We start from the raw sequence: 14,953 nt of genomic DNA, 5'->3' as shown, positions 1-14,953 counted from the left end.
GATGCACCACCGCAGCTAGAAATTTGCCGCGGCAAGGCTAGTGTGCATTTTGCAGAAACGCGAACCCATCGAGGCTAGGTGTCGGACGTTATGGACGAGCAAAAGCGAAAGGAAGCTGCGGCTTCCTTGTTGAAGGAAATGGAAAAGACCGCGGCCCGAATGCGTGCGCTGATCGTTGCCGTGCCTCCTCATGATTTGCTGGGCTTCATCTATGCGCAATACATGATGAAAGCGATTGCCATACAAGGCGCTGTTTCAGGGCAGTCCAACGCCGACGGCACCGATGACCTCATCAATGAAAATCAGTTCCTACTGGAATACGTTCACGCCGCTCTCGCGACAGATCCGGAACCTCCGAATGCGACTTTCGACGAAGCTTCATGCGCTGAACTTTTTGAACTCAGCCGCAAACTGCGCGGACTGTCCATGGTATTCGCCATCACCACATCCGCCGATATTAAAAATGGCGTTTTTGGTCCCGATACGTCGGACATCGAATTCCGCGCGAAATCCACCTGGGTTATGTTGCGCGGGAACCGCTACCAGGTCTTGGAAGAAGAGTTCTATCGTTACGTTCTGGCTGCCCATGACGATGTTCTGATTGAGGTCTACGGTGTAGGCGCCGCTGAAATCGCGGAAGGTTTCCAGGCGATGGCCAATGCGACGCGTACCGGGCACTCGGATGCAATGTCGGAAATGATGATGCAGTTTGAAGCAGCACAGGCCTTCGCGGCCGCGCGGGGCGCGGCCCTGGAAGACGTTATGGACGAGTGGGTTACCGCCAATGCGGAGGAATCGAAGGCCGCTGGACGGGCAATGGATGACATGTTTCGAGGTGGCATCGCCAACGTCAGTCGTCACACGAATTTGCCATCGATCCTATTGGAGGACCTGGCCTACCGGCGCGGAGAGGAAACCGAATTCTTTGCACTTGGCGACTTTTCTGGAACGCCTTACCGAACGCTGCCTGCCCGGAAGAAGCCTCTGATCCAACTCGGCTCGGACTATTATGCAATTGACCCGTGCTTTGCCCGCGACGCAGGCTATCGGGCACTTCTCTACAACCTTCTGCAGCGGAAGCCGGGCTACAAGAGAACGTTTGAAGATCGGCAAAAGACGATGAGCGAAGCGGCCTTTGCCGATATCCTCTCGGCCCAACTTCCCGGCGCCGCGATTTTTCAGGAGGTCTATTATAAGGACCCCGTCAGCAGGCAGTGGTCGGAGAACGATACTCTCATCCTGATCGATGACGTGCTTTTCCTGGTTGAAGCCAAAGCGGGAGCTGCTGCAACGATTGCGTCGCCGGCGCTTGATTTCGGCCGCCACGCCCAGGCCGTCCAGGACTTGGTTATTAAGGCTTATAAGCAGTGTGAACGCTTCTTCGGCTACCTCGCTTCGGCTGATGAAGTGCCGCTCTTCAATCGTATCGACGGAAAATACCAGGAATGTGCTCGGGTTAGCCGCTCTAACTATCGGGTGATGGTGCCGATCGGGCTGACCGTAGAATCGTTTTCGCCGTTTTCGGCCTATTGCAAGGAACTCCCGCAGATTGAGCCGCTGCTCGGAAAGCATGCTTTTGTTTCACTTTCGATTGACGATCTGTTCGTGCTTAAACGGCTCCTGCCGACACCCGGCGCGTTCGCCCATTATGTGGAGGTTAGGCAAGCGGTGGCAGGGACCCGCCGGGCTCACCTCTTCGACGAGTTCGACCACCTGGGCGCCTACCTGAAGACGAACCGTTTCGACCTGACCATTGCCAACCAGCTGAAAGACGGGAAGTCAAACATGGTCGTCTGGGATGGCATGAGCGAGATTGTCGACACCGCCTTTGCAGGAGAAAACTGGGAAGACGGGCCGCTTCCGGCACAGAGCTTTCCGGAGGAGGTGCTGAGACTGCTGCAGGCGCTTGACGCCACTCGAGCATCCGGCTGGCTATCGGTCGATAGCCATATTCGAAATTTCGACGATCAAGGCCGGAAGAATTTGGCCAAAATGCTGTCGGATCTTCGTCAAACTCTGGCCCGTTTTCCCACTCGCTACTTCCTGCAGGGTGGCGATGGCGCGCCACTCTTCGTTTGGTTGAATAACAGCGCTCACCCAATTGATTGGGCGAAGGTGAACGAGAAGGCCAGCGCAGCAGCATTGTCGATCAAGTCGACCGACATCACTTGCGTGGTGGCAGAGGTTGGAGTCGATGGCTTTTACCGCAGCGCTCGATCTTTTGCCGTCCGCATGCCCACGAAGCGTACGATAGAGAATATGGAGATTTACGAAGACGCTGCGCGAATGACGCAGCGCGGACGCACCGTGTCCTTTGATCACTCGAAGAATGGTATCAGCTCGATTAGGAGCAATAAGCAGCGGCGCAACGACCCATGTTCGTGCGGCAGTGGTTTGAAATACAAGAAGTGTCATGGTCGCTAGCCGCCAACCGCAGTTCAGCGAACCGATCTCGGGCGGAAAGATTTGAGCATTTCTAGATATCGGATCGCCGCGTCGACCGGCCCCAGGGAAACACCCTTTCAATGTCTCAGTTCTACTGCAAGGCCAGTCTACATCAACTCAGTGGACCTCTAATGAGTGCGCGCCTATCGACGGCCATTAGAATCGGAGACGCTGCTAGGGCTATACTTAGAAAGACTCGGAGCTTTCCAGACCGGGGATTCGGAGAGCATGAAGACCTGAGACAAAGCAACCACATCGGCGTCGAACCTATGCTTTTGGCGCTTTCCATGGAGTTGGCACTGAAGGCATGGTTCGTTTTCGACTACGACGATCCTAAAGTTGCCAAATCGCACAACCTGATGAAGTTGTTTGAAAGCCTAAAGCCGGAAAGCCAAGAGAAACTCGACATCGAGTTTAAAAGGTCCGTCGTCCCGCATCATCCGAGCGGTTTTTTCATCGACTATGGCATCCGTCACATTCTGTATCAGCACAAGGATGCCTTCATCGACTGGCGTTATCTTCATGAGGCGAATAAAACGATGATGTTTGATCAAAGTGCTTTCGAGGCGACGCTCGAAATGGTTCTTCGTGAGTTCGAGAAAAGATATCGCATCGAGCCGATGAAGCCGCTTTGACCATCCTGAACGCATCTCGGATCGGACCTGCTTTGGTCGCGCGCCCACTATTTCGGCATGGAAGCTTCCTCGCCCGATGCAGCCTTCGCCGAAAGGGCGACGAAGATCGCACTTTGCCCGATACTGCGCGCTCAGCGCGTTCCACGCTCAATGAACCGCCAGTCTTCTATCCGCCGAAAATCGGACTTAGTATTTGTGGCCAATGTCCGTTCTGGTGCTTTTGAGACGTTACGCCCTGCGAAACAGCAGGGTAGTTGGTTCGAATCCCGTCAAGGCGAGCATCGCTCACTTTCGCAAATGCCGCAGAATCGGAAATAGAAATTCAGCTGACTGAACGTCGGCTTCGCGCCCCCTGCCAGCCGTTCTCGGGCAAGTGGCTCGCCCGAAAGCGGCCATCTATTCCAGATACGGTGTCAGCACATCTTCGATCCATTTCATGAATACGCGGACTCGGCGCGATAGATTGCTCCGATGTGCTACGACGAGGGACACCGGAATCGCCCGGCGACGAGCATCGCGCATGACCTCCACAAGCGCCCCACTCTCAAAGTATTGGCCAATTCCCAAGACTGGGGCCTGAATCAGGCCAAGGCCGGCAAGAGCAGCGGCGTCGTAGGTTTGCGCGCTGTTGACGTGTAGCGCACCTGGCAACTGAAGCGTTGCGTAGCTGTCGCCGTCCGGATATTCCCATCCATGGGGCCTTGCGCCCAGTATCGTCGAAAAGTGAATTGTCCGATGCCCCTGGCGCTGCAGATCTTCGAGCGATCGAGGGACGCCATAGCGCGCCAGATAGGCGGGACTGGCAGCGTTGGCCATGCGCAACAGGCCCAGTGGGCGGGCAATCAGCGTTTCGTCCCGGATGGATCCAAGCCGCAATACACAGTCGAACCCCTCTTGAACCAGGTCGACTTGCCGATCCGTACTCGACACCTCCAGCTCCAACTCGGGGTGAGCCGCCATGAAATCCGGCAAGGCCGGCACGATCGTCGTGCGCGCCACCTCGGTCGGAAGATCGACCCGTAAACGCCCGCGAAGTGCCACGCGATCGCCTGCGAACATCGAGTGTAGGTCATCGACTTCAGCAAGTAGATCGCGGGCTCGGGCACGAAACGCGCGTCCGTCCTCCGTCAACTGCACGCTGCGCGTCGTCCGATGCAGGAGCCTGACACCGATATCCTCTTCCAGCTTCCGGATGGCCGTTGAGGCCCTGCCCTTTTGGATGCCCAGGCTATCGGCTGCGCGGGTGAAGCTCCCCATTTCCGCGACCGTTATGAAAATCAGGATGGGTTCGAGGTTCTGCATTTTCGTGCCTCGGTATTGTTCGCCTCAGAGAGAACAGTGGGTTCTGTTCCTGAGTGTTTATCATATCCAAGAGACACAGTAGCCTTCTAAATCAGATGATCCCATCGGAGAACGACAGGTGTCCAAAACTATGAATCTGCATCAGTTGCCTGAAACTATGACCTTGCATCGCACCCTATGGGCCGGCCGGATAATGAGCGGGTTTGTCGTTATCGCTCTGGTGGCAGACGGGACTATTCAGCTTTTCGCGCCGGCACAGATCGCGAGCATGTTGCAGGAAACCGGGTTCGCGATGGATCTGACCCATGTCGTGGGTCCGATTATCCTCGCCTGCGCCATCCTCTACGCGATCCCGGCCACCGCCGTCCTCGGCGCGATCCTGGTGACGGGTTTTTTGGGAGGCGCGATCTGCGCCCATGTCCGCATCGGTGAGTTGGGGTCGCCGCCGGAAATCATTTCGCTGCTTCTGGGCGCGATGACTTGGGGCGGCCTCTATCTGCGTGATCCCCGTATCCGGGCCATTCTGCCGCTCATCCATTGAACCAACTGGGGCACTGCTCTGTCCCTCAACATCAGGAGAAAACGCATGTTTTTAGTAATGGGAATCACGGGAAACGTGGGCGGCGCGACGGCAAGGCATTTGCTAGCGCAAGGCAAGAACGTGCGCGCGCTGGTCCGCGACCGCGAGAAGGCGGTTAAATGGGCGAACCAGGGCGTGGAACTGGTTGACGGCGATTGGAATGATTCGGCAGCCATTGAGCGAGCGCTCAAAGGCGTCGAAGGCGCGTTCGTCATGTTGCCCCCTGTCTGGGCGCCGTCGCCCGATTACAAAGAAGCAAAGAGCGTGATTGCAAATTACGTCGAGGCGCTCACCAAGGCAGCGCCGCCGCAAGTGGTTGCGCTTTCGTCGATGGGCGCGAACAGAACCAGCGGGCACGGGGTGATCACTGCCTTGTCGCTTCTGGAGCAAGGTTTTCGCGACCTGATATCGCCAATCGCATTTGTGCGCGCAGGCGGATTCTTCGAAAATTTTCTTTTCGGCTTGCAGGTCGCGCAGGGCGGAACGCTACCGGTCTTCTACAATCCGACAAACCGGAAATCGACCATGGTCGCGACGAACGACATCGGCGCGGAGGTCGCAACCGTTTTGACCGGGCCAGCGTGGTCAGGGCAGCGCATCGTCGAGATTGGTTCGATGGTCACTGCGGATGAAGTCGCGGAGCAATTGGGCGAAGTCCTGAATCTCGACGTGAAAGCCTTTGCAATCCCGCGTGCAGGGTGGGCGGAAGCGTTAGAGCAATTCGGCATCCCGAAGGGCCACAGCGGACCTGCCGAAGAAATGTACGAGGCCGTGAATGCAGGATGGATGGACCTCGGCGTCGAGGGTACGGAGCATGTAGCGGGTACGACGTCCGCACGCGATGTATTCGCGGCTGCACAGAACGCCGCCAAGGCGTAAGTCGGCGACGGATCAGGCATGAGACGGAGACTATCCGCTTCTGTGTCGCACGCGTGCGGGAAGCACTTAGAAGTTCAAATCGACACGGGCCCCGTCTACTCCCGCCCAATCTCCTAAATCTCTGAATAGCGGACTGCTTAGCAAAAGTCCGCTATCCGCATCTCTCATTTCATAGCGGCCCGACTGCTCTCGGCCCCAAATTCCACCTGGAACCCTCGCCCAATCATTTCTTTGGGACGGCTTTCGGCTTCGGTTAAGGTGATCGAATTCGAAAATTCAGCACAGCTCTATATTGCATTGCAGCAAATGCACGGCTGGACTGCGATATAAGCGCTGGCGGTCGGGACAGCCTCTGGTATCGTTCAGATCAACGAAGCAATGCACCTCCTCCCGCAGAGCTTCGTGTTTCAGGCGCCCGTTTCCTCCTCCCGAAAGGGCGCCTGACGGAACAGCGGCACTCCTCCTCCCAGCCGTTGTTCAATTCTTTGGAAAAGCCTGCCGCACCTCCTCCCGCGGCAGGCTTTTTCGTTTTTCGATCCATTCAAGCTCTGAGTTTAGGCGTCAAAGGGCAGATTGCCCTGTTCCACCGGCTCTCCGGATTTCGAGACGATCGTGGATCCATACGGATCGCGGGACGAAATGATGAGGGCGTCATTGGGTAACGGCTGGGCCAGTTCCTTGGCCTCTTCCCAGGGCGCCTGCATCCAGATGTCAGTCTCTTCCTTCGTCAGCAATAGGACGGGCATGGCCTTGTCGTGGATCGGCTTCACAAGGTCATTCGCATCCGTCGTCAGGAAACCATAGAGATCATCGGTCGTCAGGCCGTCCCTGACTTTTCGGACACTCTGCCATTGCGGCACATGGAGGCCGGCAAAGAACATCAGCGGCTTGGTTGCGTCACGGGCGAACCAGGCGTTCGGCACGTTGCCGCCGTCCTGCTGACTGGCCGGATCCGGCTCCGCGAAACTGGTGACCGGAACGAGGCATCTGTTTTCGACGCCAAACCATCGTTTCCAGTGCGGAAAACTGAGCTTGCGCACGTTGGTCGTCCCGCGGTCGGCCTCCATACGGATCAGTTCTTCGAGATCGAAAGGCTTGCCCTTGGCCGCAAGTTTCTCGGCCTTGGCTTTGGCGGCCTTCTCGAGCGCGAAGCGCGGCGAGGGCAGTCCCCAGCGCGCATGGACCAGTTGCTTCTTCCCGTCCGCGGTGTTGCGGACGATCGGCCCCATCTGATCGGGGTTCATCTGGTAGGCCGGCATAAGGTTGATGAGGCTTTCAGCGTCCTGGGCCCACTTCGCGACCCAGTCTTTGTCTTCCATGCGATAAAGGTTGCACATGCTAGATATCTACTCCGCCGAGCTCGGATGGTGACCAATCTAGCGGATGGCCCTGAATTCGCTAGTCGAGCCGGAAGACGTCGGCATTGTCCTGGCGTTCTCGCAAGCCTTTGTAGGATGGATGACGAAGTTTCCCGTCTGTCGTCCAGGCGCGAAACTCGATCTCGGCGATCAGGGTCGGCTCGACCCAGACAATATCGGCACTTCCGGAATAGGGCAGGGGCGGCTGCTTTCGCTTCCATCGCAGCGTGTCCAGCATCTTCCGCAACCTGCTGGCCTCGGCTTGACTGAAGCCTGTTCCGACGCTTCCGACGTGGACGAGATCGGCATCGCTGTAGGCGGCAAGCACCAACGAGCCGAAGCCGGCAGGGGATGCCGTCGACCTCTCATAGCCGACAATGAAGAAGGCCTCGCTCTGGACGCATTTGACTTTCACCCAATCCCCGGTCCGGCCCGAGCGATAGGGCCGATCGAGGCGCTTGCCGACGATGCCTTCCAGCCGGAGGCGGCAGATGTGCTCAAGCAGGACGGCGGGCTCGGCATCGAGTGTTTCCGATAGCCTGACGGCGCCGCCTTGGTCATTCTTTGCGCCGTTTAGCGTGTCCTCGAGAAGGTGTCGGCGGGACCGGTATTCGACACTGCGCAGATCGTGGCCATCAAGGTAGATAAGATCGAAAGCGTAAAGGACGGCGTCGGAGGCACGGTTGCCAGCTTGTTTGCCGGATGCTCCGAGCGATTGCTGCAACAGCCCGAAATCCGGACGACCCTCTTCGTCGAGCACGACCGCCTCGCCATCGATGATCATCGTCGCCGGCCCGAGCGCTCGGGCGGCCTGCTCTATCGCCGGAAACCGGTGGGTCCAGTCATGGCCGCCGCGGGTGAGGATCCGGATCCCTTGGGGCTCGATATGAACGGCAAGGCGATAGCCATCCAATTTCAGCTCCCAGCTCCACTCGTTTCCCTTTGGGGGATGGGGCTTCAATTCCGCCAGCGCGGGCTCGACGCGCTCGGGCATGGGATCGAACAGCAGCTGCGGTTGGGCGGGATTTCGCTTGCCTCGCGGCCGGGAACGGATCGGGGCCTCGGTATCATGAAGGAGGGGTTTTGATCTAGGAGGCTTCTTCATCGCCCCAGTTCAGCAGAAAAATCTTAAAGACACTGTGACGATACCGACTTGTCCCCGCAATTCACACAAAGGGAGTAGCGCTCGCAGGCGCCCGGAAAAAAATCCGCGGGCCGCTATTGGGCTGATTCCCATGGATATTCCGCGGATTTCTGATGTTCAGGATAATATTCCCATCCCTCCGGTTGCTTGACTCTTTTGTTGAGCCGGAACAGAAAGAGAACATTCGCATTTTGCTCGACATGATGTCGGCCGCCAACACGACCTTGAAGGGAGCCGTGAACGATGACTGCTGCCCGTGAAAGGGTGATTTCCGATTTGCGCGAGCGCATTGCCTCGCTGGAGGGCGTGTCAGCCAGAAAGGCCGGCTGTCTGTCCTTCGGCGTGCCGGAGATCGATGCGGTCCTGCCGGGAGGAGGTCTGGCCTATGGCGCCTTGCACGAGTTCGCGGGTGGCGGATCCGGAACGGTCGACGGTGCTGCCGCCGCCCTCTGCGTAGCGGGGATTGCGGCACGGACCAATGGGCAGATCCTTTGGTGCATGACGCGGCCGGACCTGTTTTTCCCGGCGCTGGCGCTGGCGGGTCTTCATCCCGATCGCGTGGTCTTTGCCGAAGCCGATAAGGAAGAAGATGTCCTGGCGACCATGGAGGAAGGTCTTGGCTATGGTGGCCTGGGCGCCGTGGTCGGTGAACTGGTCCGTTTTCCCATGACCGCGTCGCGCCGGCTTCAGCTTGCGGCGGAGAAGACCGGAACGATTGGGCTGGTTGTGCGACGATGGCGACGGCAGACGGAGGCATCGGATTTTGGGCAGCCGACAGCGTCGACATCAAGGTGGCGCGTCAGCGTACTGCCATCGGAAGAGCTACCGGTTCCGGGTGTTGGGCGGCCGCGATCGCTGCGCTATGACAAAGTCCTCTTCGTTCTCGAACCCAGTGCTGTCTCCAGACCCTTGGCAGGCAAGAAGGTCGTGGTTTGCGACTATCCGGATGGACGCCTCGAGATCATGCATGAGAGTTACGTCCTACCTTACAGAACCTTTGACACCTTGCGGTCGGTTCATCGGTCAGTTGTTGTCGAGAACAAGCGCCTGGATGACGTGCTCTCGGCCATCATAGAACAGCAGGCCGGGCGGGAACAGCAGCGCAGCAAGAGCGGCCCTCGCCGCACCGGCCAGACAGATCATATGTTCGGCATTCGCGACGGCAGCACGAGCAACGGATATCAGAAGCGGGGGCGCAAGCCGGGTAAAAGGAAGGACTTCATGAGCGACCCGGACGTAATTGCTAAGCGACAGAAAGCTCTGGCTCGTATGGAGGCTGCAGAATGAATGGTGGCGAGCATATCTAAAAGCTAAAGCCGAAAGGGTGCATCTCACCCGCCCCCGCTCCTCCCTTGCAACCCGGCCCAGCCGGTCGGAGCGGGGGCTGATCCGAGGAACAAGTGTCGCGTTTCTAATTGGCTGGAACCGTCGCGGCTCTAACCAGCTTTGACAAGTCGAATTAGCGAGGTTCCCAAGGTGATACGTGCCCAAATGAACTCCTGTCGGCCCAGAACGGTCACGCGTTCATTGAAGCCGGCGCAGGCGGCAGCTTCAAGGTGCTCCGCTCATCTCGAGGACATTTGTGCGATCGCCGCAGTCCGATTGAAAAAAAGAATGATGACGAGCGAAATAATCGATTTTTTTTTGCGGTCGTGATCCGGTAATTTCCGCTGGTCGATCGGTATGATCGTTTTGCTTGACCGCACCGTCAAGCAATCCTGATCAGCAGGGATGGCCTGCCCGACGGGGATCAGCGAGGAAAAAATGTCGAGAACAACTGTGGGCGTTGGTATCATCGGGTTGAGCTCTGAGGAGTCCTGGGCTGCCAGAGCTCATGTCCCTGCGATCAGGGCTGCAGACGGCTACAAGATCGTGGCACTATCGACTTCAAACCGTGAATCGGCTTCCAAGGCTGCGGCTCAGTACGACGTGCCCGCTTACTTCGATAATGCCGATGAGCTGGCGCAACACAAAGACGTCGATCTTGTTGTCGTTGCGGTCAGGGTTCCGCATCATCGGGAGCTGGTGAGTGCAGCTCTCAACGCCGGAAAGCAGGTCTATTGCGAATGGCCGCTGGGTAACGGAAGGGCTGACGCGGAAGCGATTAATGCAATCAATACCGAGGTACAAGGGTTTGTGGGGCTGCAGGGCCGATCGTCACCCGCCTTGCGCTACATCCGGGATCTCGTGCGGGCCGGCCATATTGGCGAGATCGTGTCGACGACCCTTGTCGGGTCGGCAGGCGCCTGGGGCGACAAGATCGAGCCAAGACTGGTCTACGGACTTGATTACCGAAATGGGGTGTCGATGTTGACCGTGCAGTTCGGTCACATGATCGATGGGCTATGCTGGTGCCTCGGCGAATTTTCGGAGCTCTCGGCGACCCTTGCCACGCGGTTTCCTCTGGTTCCCCGAACGGACACTGGGGAATTGGTCGAGAAGACGATTGCCGATCAGATCGCGGTGAGCGGTTTGTTGACGAATGGTGCGGTTGCATCCGTTCACTATCGGTCCGGCTCTTCTTCTGCAAGCAATTTTGTTTGGGAAATCAACGGCACCAAGGGCGATCTTGTGGTCACCGCGAGCCACGGACGCCTTCAATACAGCGACCTGAAAATCCAGCATGGCCCCGGCAATGGCGGCAAGTTGGTCGATATGTTTGTCCCCAGCGCCTACAGGCTGGTTAACGGCTGCGCGCCGACAGACGGCTTCTATACGTTGGCGCATGCCTACACTCTGATGCGCAAGGACATCCTGAACGGCACGTCCCATGTACCAAGATTTGCCGATGCCGTCCTGAGGCACCGGTTGCTTGACGCGGTCGAGATCGCGTCATCCACCGGCTCAAGGCACAGCTACCGCTGAGACACGTTCTCGGCGGGGCCGACGCGCGCCTACCTACCGAAAAAGCTGGTGGTGCGCGATCAGCTCTTTGGTCAGGCCGACAATGGCTTCGAGATCGGGGCCGAATTCGACGATCTGGTAGCACAGAAAAACGCGATGTGATTCGACCGGAACGGTCACCGGGACAGCGACGAGCTCGCCTCTTTGGAGCTCGTCGGCAACCAGCCGAACCGGAACAAGGCCGATCGCGAAACCGCTTCTGATCATCGACAGGGTAACCGAGAGACTGTTGCATGTGCTGACGCGGCTTGGCGCTGTTCCGCCCATGGAGAACCAGTTTGTCATGGTGGTGTGCAGACGCGCGGTATGCGGGCTGACGATGATGTGGTTCTGAGCCAGATCGGCAGGCGTCAGGATGCCGGATGGGAGCTTGAGCCGGCTGCTCGCGATCCAGGCAAGTTCGTTGCGTCCGATTGGAACCCGGTGAATATGACTTGCCACTCCGGGTTCGGAAATGACCGCTATGTCGAGTTGGTGCTCGTTCAAAAGCGCGCTGATCATCCCGGTATCTCCGACGGTGACCGACGTTTTCAGCTTGGGATACTGCTGCTCCAGGCGTGTCATCAAATCGCTGAGGCAAATATGAGCAAAACTCTCGCTGACGCCTAGCCTCAGCAGGCCCAGCAACGGATTTCGTTTCTTGAAACGCACGGTCGCTTCGTCGGCGGTTTCAAGCAGCCGGTCAGCATATTCGAGGAAGGAATGTCCGTCCGCCGTCAATGTGACCTTCGGACCGTTGCGCAGGAAAAGATCCGTCGCAAGGATCGCCTCCAAGTCCTGAATGCGATGGGAAATGCTTGGCTGCGTGATGCCAATGTGATGGGCAGCAGCGTGAAAGCTGCCGAGTCGGGCAATGCGTTCGAAAGCCCGTACCTGAGCGAGGGTGATAGCCATGATTAAAAATATCAATCATAATGGCCGAAAACAATCAATTTTTTAATTCGATACCATCCTGCTATTAAGCCATCAGGGAGATTGAACATCTGGGAGGATGCGATGCCGATACTTTCGGTCGATGGTGGAGAAATCTATTATGAGCAAAGCGGCGAGGGATACCCGGTCCTGCTCTTCGCTCCGGGCTTCTTAAGCTCGCGCATCGAGCGCTGGCATTCCAATCCATCGCGCCCGGGGATGGACCAGGATTGGAGCGACCCGATCCCGGTCCTGACACCCCATTTTAGCGTCGTCCGCCTTGATGTTCGCAACGCCGGCCGGTCACGCGCCGCCATCGGTTCCGACTACGGATGGAGCTCATACACCGCCGATCATCTCGCTCTCCTACAGCATCTTGATATCCAGCGCTGCCATGTGATGGGCGGATGCATCGGCGTATCGTTCGCTCTCGCACTAGAGAAGGCAAGGCCGGGCACCGTTTCCGCGCAGGTTCTCCAGAACCCGATCGGCCTGAGCGAAATCAACCGGCTGACAGTTGACGCCGAGATTGCGCATTGGGCTTCCGGCCTGCTCGGGCGTCCGGATGTCGATCAGAAACTGTTGGATGAAGCCGGCAAACGCATGTTTGCGACCGACTTCATCTTCAGCGTTTCTTGCGACGATGCGGCGCGCGGGAATGTGCCGACGTTGCTCATGCCGGGAGACGACAAGATGCACCCTGCGTCGGTATCTGCCGACATCGCGCGCCTGACCAATGCTGAAGTTCTCGCTCCCTGGAAGGGCCCCGATTACAGGGACGCTGCGTCCTTGCGCGCCCGTGATTTTCTCCTTGAGCACACACCGGAGCAACGGCCATGAGCACGAATGCATTTGCGTCTCATGCAGACGAAGCAATTGTCGAGCCTGTCCTCGAGACTGCTGGGATCGATGTCCCACAACATCGCCTTCGGCTGCCGCTCGACCTTCTTGCGGCTGCGGTCGAGATATTCGTGGTCGTGGCGTTGATCATCAATATCATCGTGACGTTTTCCAATACCATGCTTCGCTATGTCTTGGGACAGGACCTGCCCTGGGCCGCGGATGCATCGACGTTGCTTCTGTCGATCATCACTTTTCTCGGCGCACCGGCCTTCATGCGGCGCACCTCGGGGATGGCCTATATGGCTGTCGTCGATCAGATGTCCGGCATACGCAAGGATGTCTTGCGCAGCTGCGGCTACCTGTTCGTGATCGCGCTCTGCGTCTTGTCGCTTTGCGTTTTCCCGGGCTTCTTTGCAGCACAGGTTCGCCAGGTTCTGCCGGTTCTGCAGATATCCCAAGGCTCGGTCGCAATATGGCTCGGGATAGGGCTTGTGCTGACGATCATCTACACGCTGGAGAAACTGTCGGATGTCTCGTGGACTGCCCTGGCGATCGCCATCGGTGTCGGCGCGGTGCTCGTTGGTTCGATCCTGCTCCTGCGCAGCGGCTATTATTCGGGTGCCGTGGAATTCGATCCATTCCTGCCGATCGTCGTCTTTCTTGCCCTGGCATTCGTTGCCGGAACGCCGATCCCTTTCATTCTGGCCTCCGGCGGTGCGCTATATTTCATCATGACCGGTGATGCGCCATTGGTCGCGATACCGGCAGCCTTCCAATACGGGATCAGCAGCTTTGTGCTCCTCGCCATCCCGTTTTTCATGGCTGCGGGCTCGCTCATGGACGTTACCGGAATGGCACGCCGCCTGATCGACATGGTTCAGGAATGGGTCGGACACTGGAAAGGCGGTCTGCTGATTGCCGAGATCCTGGCGACCTATGTCTTTTCGGGTGTCAGTGGCTCGAAGGCGGCCGACATCGCGACTGTTGGGTCGGTCATGAAAGCGCCGATGCGCGAGCGGAACTATCCCTCGACGGAATTCGTCGCCGTTCTCGCAGCATCCGCGGCAATGGCAGAAACTATTCCGCCGTCAGTCGCCATGCTGATCCTCGGGTCCGTGACAAGTCTTTCGGTCGGCGCCCTCTTCGTTGCGGGTTTCCTGCCTGCCGCGATCCTGGCGATCGCCCTGATCATTGCCGTGGTGCTGCGCGGACGCACCAGGGGCTGGCCGGCGGGGGTACCATTCAATCTCCGGCGTGCGGTCGGCAGTGTGCCTCCGGCTTTGCCAGCTCTCGGCGTCCCCGTCATCGTAATTGGCGGCCTGGTCGGCGGCGTGGCTTCGCCAACGGAGTCGTCATCCTTCGCTGTCGTCTACGGGCTCCTGGCCGCCCTGTTCTTCTATCGCAGTGCCGGATTTTCATCTTGCTGGCGGGCGATGCGGGAAGCGGCGCTGGTGGCGGGGATGGTTCTGCTGATGGTCGGAATGGCAAACCTGATGGTTCAGGCGATCGTCGTCGACGGGCTCGGCGCGACAATGGTCAGCCTCTTCAGCAATACCGTCAGCCCCACCGTCTTCCTCTTTGTCAGCGTCGCGGCACTGATCGTCATCGGCTTTGTGCTCGAGGGTTTCCCGGCGATCCTGATCTCCGCCCCCATCCTTCTGCCGCTCGCCGTGAAGCTTGGCGTGGACCCGCTGCAATTCGGCATTCTCATCATCATGGCAACGGGCATCGGCGTGATGATGCCGCCTGTTGGCATCGGCTTCTACATCGCCTGCACCATCGGGGAGGCGCCTATCAACGCCACCATGCGCTCGAGCATGTACTACAATGCCTTTCTTCTCGCAGGCGTCGTGGTCGTGATCCTGTTCCCGCAGATTACCACCTGGTTGCCGTCCATGTTCGGCATGCAGTGAACCCTTTAAATGTGACGAAAACCATCTGGGAGGATGAA

The 14,953-nt window shown here is 58.2% G+C and carries 11 protein-coding genes and 3 pseudogenes; 9 read left to right on the top strand and 5 right to left on the bottom strand.

What is annotated here, in order from left to right:
* Window positions 1–90 precede the first annotated feature (90 nt).
* Window positions 91–2,424, top strand: a complete 2,334-nt coding sequence (locus FFM53_RS29340) for an SEC-C metal-binding domain-containing protein (protein ID WP_138390507.1) — start codon at window positions 91–93, stop codon at window positions 2,422–2,424.
* Between the two features lie 101 nt (window positions 2,425–2,525).
* Window positions 2,526–3,080, top strand: a complete 555-nt coding sequence (locus FFM53_RS29335) for a hypothetical protein (RefSeq protein WP_246413266.1) — start codon at window positions 2,526–2,528, stop codon at window positions 3,078–3,080.
* Between the two features lie 396 nt (window positions 3,081–3,476).
* Here the strand turns inward: FFM53_RS29335 and FFM53_RS29330 are convergent, their stop codons facing one another.
* Window positions 3,477–4,382, bottom strand: coding sequence for a LysR family transcriptional regulator (locus tag FFM53_RS29330; RefSeq protein ID WP_138390508.1), 906 nt, complete (start codon window positions 4,380–4,382; stop codon window positions 3,477–3,479).
* A 118-nt stretch (window positions 4,383–4,500) separates the two neighbouring features.
* Here FFM53_RS29330 and FFM53_RS29325 point away from each other — a divergent pair, with 118 nt between their 5' ends.
* A complete protein-coding gene (locus FFM53_RS29325) occupies window positions 4,501–4,923 on the top strand; it encodes a DoxX family protein (protein WP_138390509.1) in 423 nt (140 codons plus the stop codon).
* A 45-nt stretch (window positions 4,924–4,968) separates the two neighbouring features.
* A complete protein-coding gene (locus tag FFM53_RS29320; protein ID WP_138390510.1) occupies window positions 4,969–5,841 on the top strand; it encodes an NmrA family NAD(P)-binding protein in 873 nt (290 codons plus the stop codon).
* A 554-nt stretch (window positions 5,842–6,395) separates the two neighbouring features.
* Here the strand turns inward: FFM53_RS29320 and FFM53_RS29315 are convergent.
* Window positions 6,396–7,178, bottom strand: coding sequence for an SOS response-associated peptidase (locus tag FFM53_RS29315; RefSeq protein ID WP_138390511.1), 783 nt, complete (start codon window positions 7,176–7,178; stop codon window positions 6,396–6,398).
* 61 nt (window positions 7,179–7,239) lie between these two features.
* Complete coding sequence (gene ligD, locus FFM53_RS29310; RefSeq protein ID WP_138390512.1) at window positions 7,240–8,304, bottom strand: non-homologous end-joining DNA ligase; 1,065 nt, start codon at window positions 8,302–8,304, stop codon at window positions 7,240–7,242.
* A 282-nt stretch (window positions 8,305–8,586) separates the two neighbouring features.
* On the opposite strand from ligD, the pseudogene FFM53_RS29305 reads away from it, so the two are divergent.
* The 3 genes and pseudogenes from FFM53_RS29305 to FFM53_RS29295 all read left to right on the top strand — a co-directional run.
* Window positions 8,587–9,201 (top strand): annotated as a pseudogene (locus tag FFM53_RS29305) (ImuA family protein); the annotation flags it as partial.
* Window positions 9,196–9,630: pseudogene (locus FFM53_RS29300) on the top strand (ISNCY family transposase); the annotation flags it as partial. The pseudogenes FFM53_RS29305 and FFM53_RS29300, both read left to right, overlap by 6 nt.
* A gap of 477 nt (window positions 9,631–10,107) precedes the next feature.
* Complete coding sequence (locus tag FFM53_RS29295) at window positions 10,108–11,208, top strand: Gfo/Idh/MocA family protein (RefSeq protein WP_173883679.1); 1,101 nt, start codon at window positions 10,108–10,110, stop codon at window positions 11,206–11,208.
* 33 nt (window positions 11,209–11,241) lie between these two features.
* On the opposite strand, the gene FFM53_RS29290 is transcribed toward FFM53_RS29295, so the two are convergent.
* On the bottom strand, window positions 11,242–11,874 hold the full coding sequence (locus tag FFM53_RS29290) for a substrate-binding domain-containing protein (protein ID WP_246413264.1): 633 nt from the start codon (window positions 11,872–11,874) through the stop codon (window positions 11,242–11,244).
* Window positions 11,875–12,012: 138 nt separating this feature from the next.
* Window positions 12,013–12,141: pseudogene (locus FFM53_RS37085) on the bottom strand (helix-turn-helix domain-containing protein); the annotation flags it as partial.
* 102 nt (window positions 12,142–12,243) lie between these two features.
* Between FFM53_RS37085 and FFM53_RS29285 the strand changes: the two are divergent.
* On the top strand, window positions 12,244–12,999 hold the full coding sequence (locus FFM53_RS29285; RefSeq protein ID WP_138391188.1) for an alpha/beta fold hydrolase: 756 nt from the start codon (window positions 12,244–12,246) through the stop codon (window positions 12,997–12,999).
* Entirely contained in the window at window positions 12,996–14,915 is a 1,920-nt protein-coding gene (locus tag FFM53_RS29280) for a TRAP transporter large permease (protein WP_138391189.1), read from the top strand. Before FFM53_RS29285 ends, FFM53_RS29280 begins: the two co-directional genes overlap by 4 nt.
* Window positions 14,916–14,953 lie beyond the last annotated feature (38 nt).

Source organism: Rhizobium indicum, from assembly GCF_005862305.2.
GTDB lineage: Bacteria > Pseudomonadota > Alphaproteobacteria > Rhizobiales > Rhizobiaceae > Rhizobium > Rhizobium indicum.
This window is presented reverse-complemented; position numbering and strand designations above follow the sequence as displayed.

Coding starts and splice junctions, on each gene's coding strand:
- FFM53_RS29335 (WP_246413266.1), top strand. CDS start 2,526: ATGTCTCAGTTCTACTGCAAGGCCAGTCTACATCAACTCAGTGGACCT.
- FFM53_RS29330 (WP_138390508.1), bottom strand. CDS start 4,382: ATGCAGAACCTCGAACCCATCCTGATTTTCATAACGGTCGCGGAAATG.
- ligD (WP_138390512.1), bottom strand. CDS start 8,304: ATGAAGAAGCCTCCTAGATCAAAACCCCTCCTTCATGATACCGAGGCC.
- FFM53_RS29280 (WP_138391189.1), top strand. CDS start 12,996: ATGAGCACGAATGCATTTGCGTCTCATGCAGACGAAGCAATTGTCGAG.
- FFM53_RS29340 (WP_138390507.1), top strand. CDS start 91: ATGGACGAGCAAAAGCGAAAGGAAGCTGCGGCTTCCTTGTTGAAGGAA.
- FFM53_RS29320 (WP_138390510.1), top strand. CDS start 4,969: ATGTTTTTAGTAATGGGAATCACGGGAAACGTGGGCGGCGCGACGGCA.
- FFM53_RS29295 (WP_173883679.1), top strand. CDS start 10,108: ATGTCGAGAACAACTGTGGGCGTTGGTATCATCGGGTTGAGCTCTGAG.
- FFM53_RS29285 (WP_138391188.1), top strand. CDS start 12,244: ATGCCGATACTTTCGGTCGATGGTGGAGAAATCTATTATGAGCAAAGC.
- FFM53_RS29315 (WP_138390511.1), bottom strand. CDS start 7,178: ATGTGCAACCTTTATCGCATGGAAGACAAAGACTGGGTCGCGAAGTGG.